Origin of the sequence: Pseudomonas sp. JS425 (assembly GCF_018223845.1) — a bacterium.
GTDB lineage: Bacteria > Pseudomonadota > Gammaproteobacteria > Pseudomonadales > Pseudomonadaceae > Aquipseudomonas > Aquipseudomonas asiatica.
Genome location: NZ_CP073661.1, coordinates 3,554,473 through 3,570,188, shown reverse-complemented (window position 1 = coordinate 3,570,188; position 15,716 = coordinate 3,554,473). Strand labels below are relative to the sequence as shown.

Sequence of the window (15,716 nt, the reverse complement as noted above, 5' to 3'; positions counted from 1 at the left end):
GCGTTCCTTGCGTGGCTGTTAATACCTGTAGGACGAGTGTGAAAAAGTGTGAAGAACAATCCTCTCGACCTGTAGGGTTCTATATTCTGCGTGTACCTGTACCGGCCTCTTCGCGGGTAAACCCGCTCCCACAGGGACCGCACAGCACTGGAACCTGTGCAGTCCCTGTGGGAGCGGGTTTACCCGCGAAGAGGCCGGCAAGGCCTACCACAACCCAGACTTCCAAGCGCCTATGCCGAATATTTTCCTGGTCGAAGACGACAGCGCCCTGTCCGAACTGATCGCCAGCTACCTGCAACGCAACGACTTCCATGTCCAGGTGATCGCCCGTGGCGATCATGTGCTTGACGAGTACCGCCGGCAAAAGCCCGACCTGGTCATCCTCGACCTGATGCTGCCAGGCATCGACGGCCTGCAGCTGTGCCGCCTGCTGCGCCAGGAATCGCAAGGCCTGCCGATCCTGATGCTGACCGCCCGCGACGACAGCCACGACCAGGTCCTGGGCCTGGAAATGGGCGCCGACGACTACGTGACCAAACCCTGCGAACCGCGTGTACTGCTGGCCCGCGTGCGTACCCTGCTGCGTCGCAGCAGCGTCAACGAGCCGCGCCTGGACAACGACCTGATCCTGATCGGTGGCCTGCGCATCGACCTGGCCGAGCGCACCGTGAGCTGGCGTGGCGAAGAGGTGGAGCTGTCCAGCGGCGAGTACAACCTGCTGGTGGTACTGGCGCGCAATGCCGGCGAAGTGCTGAACCGCGACCGCATCCTGCAGCAACTGCGGGGTATCGAGTTCAACGGCACCGACCGCTCGGTGGATGTGGCCATCTCCAAGCTGCGGCGCAAGTTCGACGATAACGCCGGCGAAGCGCGCAAGATCAAGACCGTGTGGGGCAAGGGCTACCTGTTCAGCCGTGTCGAGTGGGAGTGTTGACCGCCCATGCTGAAGATTCTGGTGCGGCTGTACCTGGTGATCATCGTTGCCTATGCCGGTGCGCTGTTGTTCATCCCCGACACCATCGTCGGCCTGTTCCAGGACCGCTTCATGGCCTACAACCTGGACCAGGCCAAGGGCGTGCAGTCGCTTATCGTGCGCCAGTTCCGCCAGGCCCCGCGCGAGCAGTGGCCGGCGGTGGAGCAAGAGCTGGCCAGTGATTTCGCACCGCTGGAACTGCAACTGCTGCGCATGGACCAGGCTGACCTGAGCGAGGACGAGCAGGCGCGCCTGGAGCACGGCCTGTACGCCGTGCGCATTGCCGAATGGGGCTACTACGAGACGGTGCTGGCGCCGCTGGACAAGGAATGGCTGGTGCGCCTGCACTCACCGCCAGACCCGCTGGATATCAACGTGCTGTCGTGGGGCGTGACCGTACTGATCGGTGCAGCCATGCTCGGTTGCCTGTTGCTGTGGGTATGGCCGCACTGGCGCGACCTGGAGCGCCTCAAGGAAACCGCCCGGCGCCTGGGCCAGGGGCAGATGGCCGAGCGTACGCATATCTCGCCGCACTCCAACATCGGTGAACTGGCCGGGGTGTTCGACACCATGGCCAGTGACCTGGAACGCCACGTGAACCAGCAGCGCGAGCTGCTCAATGCGGTGTCGCACGAGTTGCGCACGCCGTTGACCCGGCTGGACTTCGGCCTGGTGCTGCTGTTCGACGAAGTGCCGCCGGCCAGCCGCAAGCGCCTGCTGGAGCTGGTGGGGCATGTGCGTGAGCTGGATGAGCTGGTGCTGGAGCTGTTGTCCTACAGCCGGCTGTACAACGCCGACCAGGCCCGCGAGCGGGTCGAGGTGTCGTTGCTGGAGCTGGTCGACAGTGTACTCGGCGGCTTTGCCGAGGAACTCGATGGCCGGGGTATCCAGTGGGAGGTGCGGGCCGAGGGGGATTTGCCGCGTTTTGTGCTGGACCCACGGCTGACGGCACGGGCGGTGCAGAACCTGGTGCGCAATGCCATGCGTTACTGCGACGAGAGCCTGTTGCTGCGCTTGCGCCTGGAAGACGATGGCGCCTGCCTGGTGACGGTGGAGGATGACGGGATTGGTATTCCGGTGGAGGAGCGCGAGCGGATTTTCCAGCCTTTCTACCGCCTGGACCGTAGCCGTGACCGCAATACCGGCGGGTTTGGCCTGGGCTTGGCGATCAGCCGGCGGGCGATCGAGGGGCAGGGTGGCACCTTGACCGTGGCGCAGTCGGCGCTGGGGGGCGCGCAGTTCCGGATTCGCTTGCCTGCCGGGTGATTGAGTGGCTGTGCCGGCCCTTTCGCGGGTGAACCCGCTCCTACAAGAGCCGTACAGATTTCAAACACTGTGGAGTACTTGTGGGAGCGGGCGAGCCCGCGAAGAGGCCGGGCCTGCTAATCACTTTGTGCCAGCCGGGCAGACCACAGCACAAACCGGTCCTTGCCACTGTGCTTGGCCTCGTACAGCGCCTGGTCGGCGCGCACCAGCGCCGTGGTCAGGCTGTCGCCCTGGTCCACCCGGGCCAGGCCAATGCTGATGGTTACCGGGTGTTCGCCAACATCTTCACGTACTCGTTGGCACAGCGCTGCCACTCGTTGCTCGGCGCCTTGCTGGTCCAGCCCCTGGAAAAAGATCGCGAATTCTTCACCACCCAGTCGGGCAAACTCGTAACCGGCCATGCTCGCCTTGATATGCAGGGCCACGCGCTTGAGTACTTCATCGCCCACGTCATGGCCAAAACGGTCATTCACCCGCTTGAAGTTGTCGATGTCGATCATCGCCAGGTACTGCTCGGCCGTGGCCAGGCGCAGCTGGTGGCCGGCCTGGGCCATGAACGAACGGCGGTTGGGGATTTCGGTCAGGGCATCGACATAGGCCTGGTCCAGCAGCACCTTGGACAGGTAGAAGTTGTGCAGCTTGGCCTTGCGCATCTGCAGGTAGCTGTAGACGACCAGGCCGCTGAGGAACACCGCGTAGCTGAACAGCATGGCGCCTTCGAGTGCGTCCGCTTCGATACGGGTGTGGTAGAACGGGTTGAGCACCACCCAGGTGATGGCCATGGCGCAGAAGAACGACCAGCGCCGCACCGGTAGCACCGAAACGGCATACAGCACGGTGGACACCCCGAGCACCAGCCATACCGGGCGCTGGGCCACCGGGATGCCTTCGATCACCAGGCGCATGCCCAGGGTGATGGCGGCGATGAATAGCAGGTTGAGTACATCGAAGTGATGGCTGCGACGGGTGTACCGCAGTACCACGGTGAGGCTGCCGAGCAGGGTGATGAACAGATAGGACAGCCAGGTGAAACCCTGGCCGCCGAGGAAGCTGACGATCAGGTCGAAGACCAGCCAGATCAGGATGCTGACGCAGAATACCAGCAGGCAGAACGGGCGCATGGCCTAGAATTCGTGCTGGCGGAATTCGGCGCGCAGGGCGGCGGGGGCGACCTGTTTGCGAACGTGGGCTTCGATGGTCTTGAACATGCGGGCTCCTGTGAGTACTGCTATGCCAGGCCCGGCCCTTTCGCGGGTAAACCCGCTCCCACAGGTCTTCCACAGCGCTGGAAATCTGTGCGGTCCCTGTGGGAGCGGGTTTACCCGCGAAGAGGCCAGGCCTGGAGACTCAATTGGTGGGCAGAACACCCCGGGCCCATGGCCGGTAACGCAGGTCGAACACCGCCTCGGCATGGCACCCGGCGCCCAGCTTCGGCTGGGCAGGCTCAGCCCGAAACGCCTGGCCTGGCGCGCTCACCTGGCGGAACGCCTCGCGCACCACGCCAACCCGGCACGGCAAGGCCTGCTCGTAACCCTGGCGCACCAACGCGGGCAAGCGCCCGGTCCCGGCGCCATCCTGCCACCACACAGTCAAGCCCAACCCGGCCAGTTGATCCAGCCATGCGGCATTGACCCGCGGTGAGAGTTTGCCGGCGCTGAAAGCACTGATGTGCAAAGGCTTGTCCAGTTGACGGTTGAAGGCCTGCAACTGGCTGTGCAGGGCATCCCGGCGCTCGGCCTCGCGAAAGTGATGGTCGTCCAGCTCCATGGGCAGGTACCAGCCGTCCACCGGCAACTGCCACGCCTGGCGCAGTTGCCGGTACTGGCTGAGCGAGCGCCCCAGCTGCGCCTTCCAGTAACTGTTCAGGCCTTCACCGTCCAGCTCGTCGATGCGCTGGTAATAGGCCGGGTCCATGTACAGCCCCAGCACCAGTTGCAGGCCCTGGGCACGCGCGCTGCGCAGGCTGTCGGCCAGCCAGCCGCGGGCACCGCCGAAATCGCTGTCGCCATAGGCGCTCCACTGCACGATCAGGGTTTTGCCGCCCTGGGCCACGGTGGCATGCCACAGTTGCTGCCACTGGGCGGGGGTGACATTGGCGTCGCGGTTGAGGGGTTGGTAGAACAGGCGCTGGTCGGCGCTGGCTGGCAGGCACAGGGCAAGCAGGCAGAGGGCCAGGAACGTACGCATCAGAAGGTCATCTCCGCACCGACCAGCACGCCATTGGCGCGCTCGTATAGATTGCCGCCCAGCGATTGCTGGTACTCGGCACGCACTTTCAGCGAACCGCGGTAGGCGTTGTAGCGGTCATCATCGAACCACCACTGCCAGCGCACGCCCACCCCGGCCCGAGCGTCCTGGCGCCAGTCGTTGCTCGGGTCCTGGCTGGAAAACTCGACAAAACCATAGGGCATGATGGTTTGCGGCGAGCTGCCCGGCAGCTTCCAGGCGTGGCCTTGCTGGTAGCGCGACAGCCAGGCGTGGTCGCCGGCACGGGTCCACCAGGCGGCGTCGAGGTAGAGGAAGCGTTCGTTCCAGTCGTCTTCATCGACCCGCCAGTCGTTGCGCCAGTCGCCCTGGTCGAGGAAAGAAGCGGTGGCCCGCAACAGCAGGTCGTTGCTCGATTCGGCGTGGTGACGCAGGTCGCCCCAGTTGCCGCCGACCTTGGCCGGGCTCAGCAGTTCTCCCAGGCTCAGCCCGCGGTAGTGTTCCTCGTCGATCTGACGCTGGTGGTACAGCTCGGCATACAGGTTGAGGTTGGCCTGGCCGAATGGTTTGTAGCGCAGGCCGACACCGGTACCCATGCTTTGCGCGTAGTCGGTGCGGCTTTGCCCACCGAACAGCACGCGGCCATACACAGACAGGGTGCTGCCGTTGCGGCTGGGCTCTTCGCCCAGGGCGTGGTCCCACATGGCCAGTTGCACGTTCTGCGATTGCGCGCGGCGCGAAGTGCCGCTGCGCTGGCCATTGTCGAGGAACTTGTCGTTGGTCGAGGTGCCGGCCGGCGACCAGGTGCTGGCCAGGGTGATGGTGTCGCGCCGCGACAGGTTTTCGTGGGCGCGGCGCTGGCGGTACTTGCGGGCTTCCAGGCTGCCGTATTCGTCGTCGCCGTCGACCAGGTCCTGCTCCACATCGAGGATGCGGCGCAGTTCGCGGCGCGCCGAAGCGCTGTCTTCGGCTTCGTCATAGCGCAAGGCCAGCGTCTCGCCAAGGCGGTAGTCCTCGGGGAAGTCGTGGGTGGCGCGTTCCAGGTAGGGGATCGACTGGCGGCGCTGGGCCTTGTCCGTGGAGCCGGCCAGGCGCATGCCGTAGTCGGCGCGGTAGCGTGGCTGGTCGGGAGCCAGGCGCACGGCTTCTGCCAGCCAGGCGCTGCTCTGGGCACTGTCGCCAGCCAGTTGCGCGGTGCTGGAGGCCGCGTAGTAGTGGTCGGCCCGCGGGTTGTGTGCCAGGGCCTGGCGCTGGAAGCCCAGCGCCGCCTGGTAATCGCCTTGGCGCTGGGCGATGGCGGCACCCAGGGCCCAGTCGTCGGCGCTATCGTGCGCGGCGGCGTCCCAATAGCGCCGGGCCGCTTGTGCGTCGCCGGCGTTCAACGCGCCGCGAGCGGCAGTGAGGCGGGCGTTGTCGGTCCAGGCACTGTCGGGCTGGGTGCGCCAGATGGGCAGGGCCGCTTCGGAGTCGCCAGCGGCTTCCAGGGCATAGGCCAGGGGCAGGCGGCTCCCGCTGTCGCCCAGGCGCTCGGCGGCCTGGTAGTAGACCACCGCTTCGCCTGGGTGGTCGGGCATGGCACAGCGGCCCAGGGCGCGGTACTGGCCAGGTTCGCTCGGGGTGGCCGGTACTGCCTGGTGCACGGCATCGCACTGGCCAGCCTCGGCAAGGCGGCCGAGCAACTGGGCCCGGGTAGTGGCGTTGACCCGAGGGACCAGGCCGAGCATGCGGCGGGCGTCCAGCGGGCCGTCGTTACGCGCATACAGGTTGCCAAGGCGCTGCAGCAGCGACGGTGCAAGGCGGCCCTGGTGGCGATCGTAGGCCTGCTCCAGCAATTGCCGGGCGTGTTCGTCATGGCCTTGCTGCATCAGCAGGAAGGTGGTTTGCTCCAGTACGGCCATGTCGCCGCTCTGTCGATAGCGTTGCTCCCACTCGGCGGCGGTACGTGGTTGCGGGGGCTGGGGCGGGTCGCCGTAAAGGCGTTGCTTGAGCACGGCGTAGGCCCTGGGGGCGGTGCTGGCTGTGCAGCCCTTGAACTGCTCGCGTGCCAGCTGCGGATCGTGGAGCGACAACCAGTCCACGGTTTCCAGGCAGGGCCGTTGCAGTTCGTTGCTCAGGCGCTGTACCAGCGGTGCGTCGTCGCCTTCGCGGGCGAGCTCCCACAGTTGCTGGCGCTGCTCGGGCTGGTTCAGCTCTGCGGTGGGCAACGCCTGAAGCCAACGCTGTGCCTGCTGGTTATGGCCGACGGCAATGGCGCGGTTGGCCATGGCCAGGCGAGCCTGGTTGGCTGCGTCGGGGGAGGGGGCGCTGGGCAGCAGTGCTTTCAGCCCTTTCTCATCCACTTGCTGGATGTAGGCATTGGCCAGGCGTTGCCAGTCTTGCGCCGGCAACTGGCCCTGCTCGGCCAGCGGCTGCAGCTGTTCGATGGTCTCCTTCCAGTTGCGCAGTTGTTCGGCGAAGTTGGCCCGGGCCAGGCGCAGAACCTGGCCGTCCCCCTGTGCCGGCAGATGATTGAGCCAGTCCAGCGCCCTGGCAGCACCCCCGGATCTGGCCAGGCTCAGGCTGTAGGCCTGCCACAGGCGCACCCGTTGAGCGCCGTCGCTGCTGGCCAGCCATTGTTCCACCTGGCTGGCCGGCGGTGGGTCCTGTTCGATCCAGGTCAAGCGCAGTTCCAGCAGGGCGTTGGCGTGTTCGGGGCTGTCACCCAGTTGTTCGGCAAGGGCTTCGGCCTCCTTGTAGCGGCGCTGGTGAGCCAGTGCCTCCACCAGCAGTGCACGCGCTTCGTCGTTGTTCGGCACCCGGCCCAGCACGTGGCGGGTCAGGCGTTCGACCTCGGCCCAGTTGTCCTTCTTCGCTTCGCGGTAGCTGCGCTCCATGAACGGGTAGCTGGTGAACCGCTGAAAGTCGGTCATCGGCGCCGAAGCGGCGCAGGGCAGGGCGGCGGAACACAGCAACAAGCCAGTGAAGGTGAGGGAAAAGCGCGGCTTCATGCCACCTCCCGGGTCAGGTCAAAGGCGGCCTGCTGTTCGCTGGCCTGTTCGATCAGGGCCTGCTGCAGCACCTGCTCGGTGATGATGCCGCGGGCGATCAGGTGCTCGCCGAGGCTCTGGTGTTCCGGGTCGAAGTCGATCAGCGCCTGGTTGAACAAAGTGACCGGGACCATGCCGCGCACCTGCAGCAGGGCGCCGAGCATTACCTGGTGATGGCTGACCTGTTCGAGCAGCTGTTCGTCGTCCTGATGGCGTTCCAGAATGGCGAGCATGTCTCGGGTTTCCGGCTTCTGCCAGGGGCTGGGGTAGTGATAGCGCAGGCCCAGGGTGACGCGGCCCTGCGGCGCCAGGCGGGCGCTGACCGGGCGCTTCAGGTGGCGGCTGATTACCCCCAGCGACACCTGGCTGACCGGGCTTTCGCTGGCCAGTACCAGCGTGTCGCCGTCTTCGGCCACCGGCAACACGCCATAGTGCGTCGCCAGCTTGCGCGGCAGTTTGGCGATCAGCTGCGGGTCGAGCTTGAATGGGTTCAGCGGCGCCCAGGGCAGGTCCATCTGCTCGGCCAGGGTGGCGACCAGCTGTTCGCTGTTCAGCCAGCCGCGCAGCAGCAGCTCGCGGCCCAGGCGCCGGCGTACCGGGCTGGTGATCGCCTGTTGCAGCTGTTCGTCGCTGATCAGGCCCTTGGCCACCAGGCGCTGACCCAGCGGCGTGCGGGCGGGGGCAGCGATGGCGGGGAATTCGTGGGTGGTCTTGTCCCAGGCCACGCGCCGCGAGTCACCCATTTCCATCACCTGGCGCAGGGCACGCAGGTTGGCGAAAAAGTTGACGAAGTTGCTCCACATCATCCGCGGTGCCGACAGCAGCCCTTCGCCGATGCCATAGAAGCGGGTGACGAACCAGGCGCGCTGGAACAAGCGGTTGAACAGCATCAGCCCGTTCAGCCACAGCAGGGTGGTCAGCAGCCAGCTGTCGCTGAGGATCGACATGAAGCGCCACGACTCTGGCGCAATCACCGTGACCAGCCACATGGCCAGCAACACCAGCAGCAACAGGTTGACCAGGAAACTCAGCAGGTAGGCGAACAGGCCGCGGCGGTCACGCCAGAGGAAGTAATTGAGCGCGCCCTTGCGACTCCAGCCGAGGTTGCTGGTGCCCTGGAACACGATGCCGACGATCCACCGCGACTTTTGCCGGATGGCATGCTGCCAGTCGCGCGGGAAGTGCTCGCGCACGCAGATCACCTGGGAAAATTCGCGGCTCATGCCCGGGCGCCATTCCTGCTTCAGGGTCAGCGCCGGGTCGGCGATGGAGTAGCGGGCGAAAATGCACTTCATGCCCTTCTGCTTCAGGCGGAAGCCGATGTCGTAGTCTTCGGTGAGGCTCTGCACGTCGAAAGCGATGCCGTCACCGTCCTCGAGCAGCGCGCTGATGGCGCGGCGGCTGAAGCAGGTGCCGACCCCGGCGCTGGGCACCTGGCCGGTCAGGGCCTCGCGCACGATCACGTCCTTGCCGTGGTTTTCGGCAAACTCATCGACATAGTGGCCGGCGGTGAAGCCTTTCCATTCCGGTGCGTAGGGGTACACCGGGATCTGGATCATGTCCTTGTTCGGCAGCAGGTAGTTGAACAGGCGCAGCTCCATGGGCGAGATCACGTCTTCGGCGTCGTGCAGGATGAAACCGGCAAACTCGATGCCGGCGTCCTGCTGGAAGCGCAGCAGCGCGTCGATGATGTTGTTCAGGCAGTCGGCCTTGCTGGTGGGGCCGGGGCGAGCGCAGACCACCTTGTGCACGTTGGGGTAGTGCAGGCACACGGCGTCGACATCGGCCTGGGTTTGCGGGTCGTTGGGGTAGGTGCCGACGAAGATCTGGTAGTTCTCGTAGTCGATGGTCGAGGCAGCCAGGCGCGCCATCTCGCCCACCACGCCCACTTCGTTCCAGGCCGGGACCATGATGGCCAGCGGTTTCTCCGGTACCTCGAACAGGCGTTTTTCGTCGGCTTTCTCGTACTTGTCGTAGATGCGAAAGCGCCGGATCAGCTTGCGGCCCCAGTAGCACAGGTCGATGAACAGATCATCCAGACCCAGCAGGAACATCAGCGAGGCCAGGATGATCGCGAGGATCTTCAGGCCGAACAGCACGTAGGTGAGGAAGTCGATGAATACCAGGCTCATTTGCCGGTCACCGACAGGAAGGGGTGGGCCATCGTCTTTATCCTCGTTCGATTCCCTGGACGAAGTTGTACGACTTGCTGCCGTTTGTACTGGATAGATACAAGCAGCCGAACGCGGGGTTGTCCAAATTTCAGGCTTTTTCTTGTGGGCCACTTCTTGTAGTTTTACAGGTCGTTTACCCAGGGAGCTGAACATGCAAGGCAAGGCACGCAAGATCGTCCAGGCCATCCTTTACGAGGCCATCGCCGTCGCCTGCGTGGCGCCCGCGCTGGAGCTGGCGTTTGGTGCCGGCATGGCGCAGTCGACCGTGCTGTCGGTGCTGATGTCGGGCATCGCGATGAGCTGGAACATGGCCTACAACTGGGTGTTCGAACGCTGGGAAGCGCGCCAGCACCGGCGTGAGCGCACGTTCCTGCGGCGCCTGCTGCATGCGCTGGGCTTCGAGGGCGGGCTGGTGCTGATCCTGCTGCCGCTGGTGGCGTACTGGCTGGATGTCAGCCTGTGGGCGGCGTTGCTGACCAACCTGGCGTTGTTCGTGTTTTTCTTCGTTTATGCGTTTGTCTTCCAGTGGGGCTTCGACAAGGTATTCGATGTGCCGCTTTCGGCGCAGCAGGCCAAGTGTTGACTTTGTGCTGCGCTACCGGCTAAGTTCCTACCCCATGAAAACTTTCCAGCACGTCAACGCCATTATTATTACCGCCATTATCAGTTTGGCGGGCTAGCGCGTACGTGCACCGAACCCGCCCTGGAGGCGGGTTTCTTCTCTCTGACTCCTGGGCAACGTGAACACAGCCAAGGAGTCATCGATGACCAGCTTCGTCAGCCCTCGTTCTACCGTCACCCCCCAGCAACTGCTGTCGGAGCAGGTGCGGCGCATTCTTGCCGCCCCGGTGTACGACCTGGCCATCGAAACGCCTTTGCAAGCTGCGCCTGCGTTGTCTGCCAGCCTGGGCAACCAGGTATTGCTGAAGCGGGAAGACCTGCAGCCTACCTTTTCGTTCAAGATCCGCGGTGCGTATACCCGCCTGTCACGGCTGAGTACCGTGCAGCGCGAGCGCGGGGTGATCACCGCCTCTGCGGGCAACCATGCCCAGGGCGTGGCCCTGGCGGCATCGCACCTGGGCATGAAGGCCACCATCGTCATGCCTACCACCACGCCGTCGCTGAAGGTGGAGGGTGTACGCTCGCGCGGTGGTCATGTAGTACTGCACGGCGAGAGCTTCCCCCATGCCTTGGCCCATGCGCTGAAACTGGCCGACAGCGAAGGCGCCACCTTCGTGCCACCGTTCGACGACCCGGATGTGATCGCCGGGCAGGGCACCGTGGCCATGGAAATCCTGCGCCAGCGCCCGGGTGCGCTGGACGCCATCTTCGTGCCAGTGGGCGGTGGTGGTCTGATTGCGGGTATTGCCGCTTATGTGAAGTACCTGCGCCCGGAGGTGAAGGTGATCGGCGTCGAGCCGGAGGACTCCAACTGCCTGCAGGCTGCCATGGCGGCCGGTGAGCGGGTGATCCTGCCGCAGGTCGGCACCTTCGCAGATGGCGTGGCGGTAGCGCAGATCGGCGCCCATTGCTTCGAGTTGTGCCGGCACTTCGTTGATGAAGTGGTGACCGTGAGCAGCGACGAGCTGTGCGCGGCGATCAAGGACATCTACGACGATACCCGCTCGATCACCGAGCCGTCAGGCGCCCTGGCCGTGGCGGGGATCAAGAAATATGTGGCGCGCGACGGCGTGCAGGGGCAGACCCTGGTGGCCATCGACTCCGGGGCCAACGTCAATTTCGACCGCCTGCGCCATGTGGCCGAGCGTGCCGAACTGGGCGAGCAGCGCGAGGCGATCATCGCTGTCACCATTCCGGAGCAGCCGGGCAGCTTCCGCGCCTTCTGCCAGGCCCTGGGCAAGCGGCAGATCACCGAGTTCAACTACCGCTATTACCCTGGCAAGGAGGCGCGGCTGTTCGTTGGGGTGCAGACACACCCACTACACGACCCGCGTGAGCAGTTGCTGGCCAGCCTGCGTGAGCAGGGGTACAGCGTGCTGGACCTGACCGACAACGAACTGGCCAAGCTGCATGTGCGCCATACCGTTGGCGGCCATGCCGCGCCCGGGGCTGACGAGCGGGTGCTGCGCTTCGAATTCCCCGAGCGCCCGGGGGCTTTGCTGGGCTTTCTGGAGCGGCTTGGCAAGCGCTGGAATATCAGCTTGTTCCATTACCGCAATCATGGCGCGGCAGAAGCACGGGTATTTGCGGCGCTGGAAGTACCGGGGGATGAGTTGGCGGGGTTGCCGCTGGCGCTGGATGAGATGGGGTACCGGTACTGGGATGAGACCGACAACCCGGCGTACAAGCTGTTCCTGGGTTGATACGCAAACCTCACTCAGCCTGTACGGGCCTCTTCGCGGGCACGCCCGCTCCCACAGGGACGGCGCATGGCTTGAGGTTGTCGCTGTACCTGTAGGAGCGGCCTTGTGTCGCGAAAGGGCCGCGAAGCGGCCCCTGGGTTTCAGCACTTGTGCATGAATTGCCGGGGCTGCTTCGCAGCCCATCGCGACACAAGGCCGCTCCTACAAGGTTTTGTGTGTGCCGGTAGAGGGTGCTCAGCGCTCACGCATGAAGAAGCCGGCGACGAATTTGCGGAAGGTTTCCAGGCTCTTGAAGTCGGCGTAGCGCTTGAAGTTCTCGGTATCCGGTTCGGGGCCGATGGGCTGCTCCAGCAACGATACCGACAACACCCGGTCCTGGTCCGAGGTCATTACCAGTTCGTCCATCACCTGGCCACCGATCACCGGCCGGCGCATCTGCACTTTCACGCCTTTGCCGGCCATCCAGTCGACCAGCGACACCAGGGCCTTGAGCGGCTCGCGTTCTTCATCGCGGTAAACCGGGAACAGATGAGCACGCGATAGCACCGGCACGCTGGCCACATGGATCAGTTCGTAGTAATGGCTGCCGGCACTGGTCGGTGAATAGAGCATCAGCGCCAGCAATGGCCCGCTGGTGCGGTTGCCGCCCCAATAGAGGTGGTGCCCCTGGAAGTCGAAGCCGTCTTCACTTCGGTTATTGAACAGCTTGCGTCCCTTGATCTGGTCCACGCAATCCAGCAGCAGGCCGTGGCGGCGGTGGTTGCCGAACACCGTGGCTTCACGCAGGCGGGACTTGAGCATCATCATGTGCTTCATGTCCAGGCGGGTTTCCAGGTAGTTGCTTGCGGGCACCCGTTCCAGCAGCGGATAGCGGCTGGCAACGCTGCGCAACTCGGCAAACTGCCCGGTCAGGTCCTTTTTCAGGTGCGTGGCATACAGGTTCAGGCCGCTGGTCTCGATCCAGGTCAGCAACAGTGACAGCAGGCGCTGTTGTTCACGCCGTTCGCTGCCGTCGCCACCACTGCCGGTGGTGCTGCTGCGGAAATCACCAATCAGGCGCAACGGTGTGTCGGGCGGTAGCCAGGCAGCAGGTGGCGCGGGGTCGTTCTCGCGCTCGGTCGCTTCGCGCTCGTCCTTGGTGAACGGGCAGCCAGGCGCGTGTTCGGCAGTTCCCGGGTTGTTCTTGAGAAACAGCGTACCGGTGCTGCCGTTGAGGGTGACATTCAGCACCGGCAAGGCATCGTTGCGGCAATCGCAGGCCAGCCACTGGTTGGCGTTGCGCACCTTCATCAGCAACTGGTTGGCCTGCAGCAGGCGCGGGCCGGTGAGGCTGCCGGTGGCAAAGCCGACCAGCAGCTCCTCTTCTGCAGGGGTCAGGCTACGGACCTGTGCGGCGGTTTTGTCGATGATTCGCATGAAGCAGCTCCCAGCTACGAGCCCCAAGCTTCAAGCAAAGTGGCGCCGCTTTCAACTTACTGCGCAGTGCCAGCGAACATCTTCGCAGCACGGGCGCGAATTTCATCGGGGGTCAGGTCCTCCTTGTGGGTGGAAACGAACCAGATGTTGCCGAAGGGGTCTTTCAGGGTGCCGCTGCGGTCGCCGTAGAACTGGTCCGTCACTGCACGCAGCTGGGTGGCGCCGGCCGTCAGGGCCTGGGCATAGACCTTGTCGCAGTCCTCGACATACAGGTGCAGGCCTACGCTGGCGCCGCTGAGCTTCTGGCTGGCGGTGAGGCCGCCTTCCATGTCGCAGGGGTCGCCCAGCATCAGCGACGAATCGCCGATTTTCAGCTCGGCATGGCCAACGCGGCCGCCAGGGGCATCGAGGCGGAACATTTCCACCGCGCCAAAGGCCTTCTTGTAGAACTCGATGGCCTTGGCGGCGTCGTTGATGGCCAGGTAGGGCGTAATGCTGTGCTGGCCTTCGGGAATGGGTTTGGCTGCCATGTTCGACTCTCCTTGGAAGTGGGCGCCGGTTGGCGCCCTTTTGCTTAGAGTCGTTTGCGCTGATGGAAAATCGACAGGGGTGATAGATCGATTCTCTATAAGCGTGGCGGTCAGAAGATGTAGTCGGTGGTCAGGAAGGTCGACTGCCGGTTGCGAATGATCTCGCTGATCAGTTCCTTGTTCGCCTCCTGGAAGCGCGTCGCGACCAGCGTGCGGATAGAGAACACTCGCAGGGCGTCGTGTACCGACAGGGTGCCTTCGGCGCTGTTCTTGCGGCCGTTGAACGGGTAGGTGTCGGGGCCGCGCTGACATTGCGCATTGATGTTGATGCGCCCGACCTGGTTGGCAAAGATGTCGACCAGGCTGCCGACGGTCGCCGGGTCATTGCCGAACAGGCTCAGTTGCTGGCCGTAGTCGGAGTCCAGCACATAGTCGATCACCGTCTGCAGGTCGCGGTAGGGCACTACCGGCACCAGCGGGCCGAACTGCTCCTCGTGGTACACGCGCATGTCGCTCTTCACCGGGTACAGCACGGCGGGGTAGAAGAACGAGCCACGGCTATGCCCGCCGCGTTCGTTGAGCACCCGGGCGCCCTTGGCGGTGGCATCAGCGACCAGGCCATCGAGGTAATCGACCTTGCCGGGCTCGGGCAGCGGCGTCAGCGCCACGCCTGGCTCCCAAGGCATGCCAGGCTTGAGCGCGGCCAGCTTGCGCTGGAACTTGTCGAGGAACGCATCGACCACATCCTCGTGCACGAACAGGATCTTCAGCGCCGTGCAGCGTTGGCCATTGAACGACAGCGCACCGGTGACGGCCTCTTCGACGGCATTGTCGAGGTCCACCTGGGGCAGCACGATGCCCGGGTTCTTGGCATCCAGCCCCAGCGCGGCGCGCAGCCGGTGCGGGCGCGGATGCAGCTTCTTCAGGTCGCTGGCGGCCTTGTGCGTGCCGATGAAGGCGAACACATCGACCTTGCCGCTGGCCATCAGCGCGCTCACCGTTTCCCGGCCACGGCCGTAGATGACGTTGATCACCCCCGGCGGGAAGCTGTCGCGGAAGGCTTCGAGCAACGGCCGAATCAGCAGCACGCCGAACTTGGCCGGCTTGAACACCACGGTGTTGCCCATGATCAGCGCCGGGATCAGCGTGGTGAAGGTCTCGTTCAGCGGGTAGTTGTATGGGCCCATGCACAGGGCCACGCCCAGCGGTGCTCGGCGGATCTGGCCGAGCGTGCCCTGTTCCAGCTCGAAGCGGCTGGAACGGCGGTCGAGGTCCTTGAGGGCGTTGATGGTATCGACGATGTAGTCGCAGGTGCGGTCGAATTCCTTTTCCGAGTCCTTGAGGTTCTTGCCGATTTCCCACATCAGCAACTTGACCACGGCCTGGCGCTGCTCGCGCATGCGCGCCAGGAAGGTTTCGACATGCTGGATTCGCTCGGCCACGCGCATGTTCGGCCAGGCGCCACGGCCTTTGTCGTACGCCTGCACGGCGGCATCGAGGGCGGTGAGCGCGGTGTCGGCATCGAGCAGTGGAGCGCTGCCCAACACCACCTGGTGCTCATCGTCGCCTTCCTTGAGCCAGACCGGGCTGCGCACTGTGGCCAGTGGGCCGTCCCACCGCCTGAGCTCACCGTTCACCAGGTAGTCGCGTTGTTCCAGGGGGGCTTCCAGGCGCCAGGTTTCCGGGATGTCCTCGGCGCTGGGGAAGAGTGAATCGAGCAGACGGTCCATGGGTACTGCACCTCACATTGCTGGGTGGGTTTCGAGCTGGGTGAAACGCTTCAGCAGCGAGCATGCACCGCT

10 protein-coding genes and 1 pseudogene are annotated in these 15,716 nt (G+C 64.6%); 4 read left to right on the top strand and 7 right to left on the bottom strand.

Annotated features, from left to right (window positions below):
* The first annotated feature begins 232 nt into the window (after window positions 1-232).
* Together KDB76_RS16655 and KDB76_RS16650 are read left to right on the top strand one after the other, a co-directional pair.
* Window positions 233-934 carry a response regulator transcription factor gene (locus KDB76_RS16655; protein ID WP_003259958.1) on the top strand — a complete coding sequence of 234 codons (702 nt, stop codon included), beginning with the start codon at window positions 233-235 and terminating at the stop codon, window positions 932-934.
* A 6-nt stretch (window positions 935-940) separates the two neighbouring features.
* The gene (locus tag KDB76_RS16650) at window positions 941-2,239 is read left to right on the top strand and encodes an ATP-binding protein (RefSeq protein WP_013972839.1); all 1,299 of its coding nucleotides are present in this window, start codon (window positions 941-943) and stop codon (window positions 2,237-2,239) included.
* Between the two features lie 116 nt (window positions 2,240-2,355).
* On the opposite strand, the pseudogene KDB76_RS16645 reads toward KDB76_RS16650, so the two are convergent.
* From KDB76_RS16645 to nrfB, 4 genes and pseudogenes are all read right to left on the bottom strand, one after another.
* Window positions 2,356-3,447, bottom strand: a pseudogene (locus KDB76_RS16645) (GGDEF domain-containing protein).
* 139 nt (window positions 3,448-3,586) lie between these two features.
* On the bottom strand, window positions 3,587-4,426 hold the full coding sequence (locus tag KDB76_RS16640) for a DUF4434 family protein (RefSeq protein WP_013972837.1): 840 nt from the start codon (window positions 4,424-4,426) through the stop codon (window positions 3,587-3,589).
* Window positions 4,426-7,431: a phage receptor gene (locus tag KDB76_RS16635; protein ID WP_038409714.1), complete on the bottom strand. Its 3,006-nt coding sequence runs from the start codon at window positions 7,429-7,431 to the stop codon at window positions 4,426-4,428. The genes KDB76_RS16640 and KDB76_RS16635 overlap by 1 nt, the downstream gene beginning before the upstream one ends.
* A complete protein-coding gene (gene nrfB, locus KDB76_RS16630) occupies window positions 7,428-9,602 on the bottom strand; it encodes a cyclic di-3',5'-guanylate-activated glycosyltransferase NrfB (RefSeq protein ID WP_038409713.1) in 2,175 nt (724 codons plus the stop codon). Before nrfB ends, KDB76_RS16635 begins: the two co-directional genes overlap by 4 nt.
* A 193-nt stretch (window positions 9,603-9,795) precedes the next feature.
* On the opposite strand from nrfB, the gene KDB76_RS16625 reads away from it, so the two are divergent.
* Entirely contained in the window at window positions 9,796-10,227 is a 432-nt protein-coding gene (locus tag KDB76_RS16625) for a PACE efflux transporter (protein ID WP_003259966.1), read from the top strand.
* Window positions 10,228-10,408: 181 nt separating this feature from the next.
* A complete protein-coding gene (ilvA, locus tag KDB76_RS16620; protein WP_015270558.1) occupies window positions 10,409-11,968 on the top strand; it encodes a threonine ammonia-lyase, biosynthetic in 1,560 nt (519 codons plus the stop codon).
* A gap of 234 nt (window positions 11,969-12,202) precedes the next feature.
* Here the strand turns inward: ilvA and KDB76_RS16615 are convergent, their stop codons facing one another.
* From KDB76_RS16615 to KDB76_RS16605, 3 genes are all read right to left on the bottom strand, one after another.
* Window positions 12,203-13,384 (bottom strand): hypothetical protein, encoded by a 1,182-nt coding sequence (locus tag KDB76_RS16615; protein WP_013972831.1) that lies wholly within the window; start codon window positions 13,382-13,384, stop codon window positions 12,203-12,205.
* Window positions 13,385-13,440: 56 nt separating this feature from the next.
* Window positions 13,441-13,914: a VOC family protein gene (locus KDB76_RS16610; RefSeq protein ID WP_013972830.1), complete on the bottom strand. Its 474-nt coding sequence runs from the start codon at window positions 13,912-13,914 to the stop codon at window positions 13,441-13,443.
* Between the two features lie 110 nt (window positions 13,915-14,024).
* Complete coding sequence (locus tag KDB76_RS16605; protein WP_038409711.1) at window positions 14,025-15,644, bottom strand: NADP-dependent glyceraldehyde-3-phosphate dehydrogenase; 1,620 nt, start codon at window positions 15,642-15,644, stop codon at window positions 14,025-14,027.
* Window positions 15,645-15,716 lie beyond the last annotated feature (72 nt).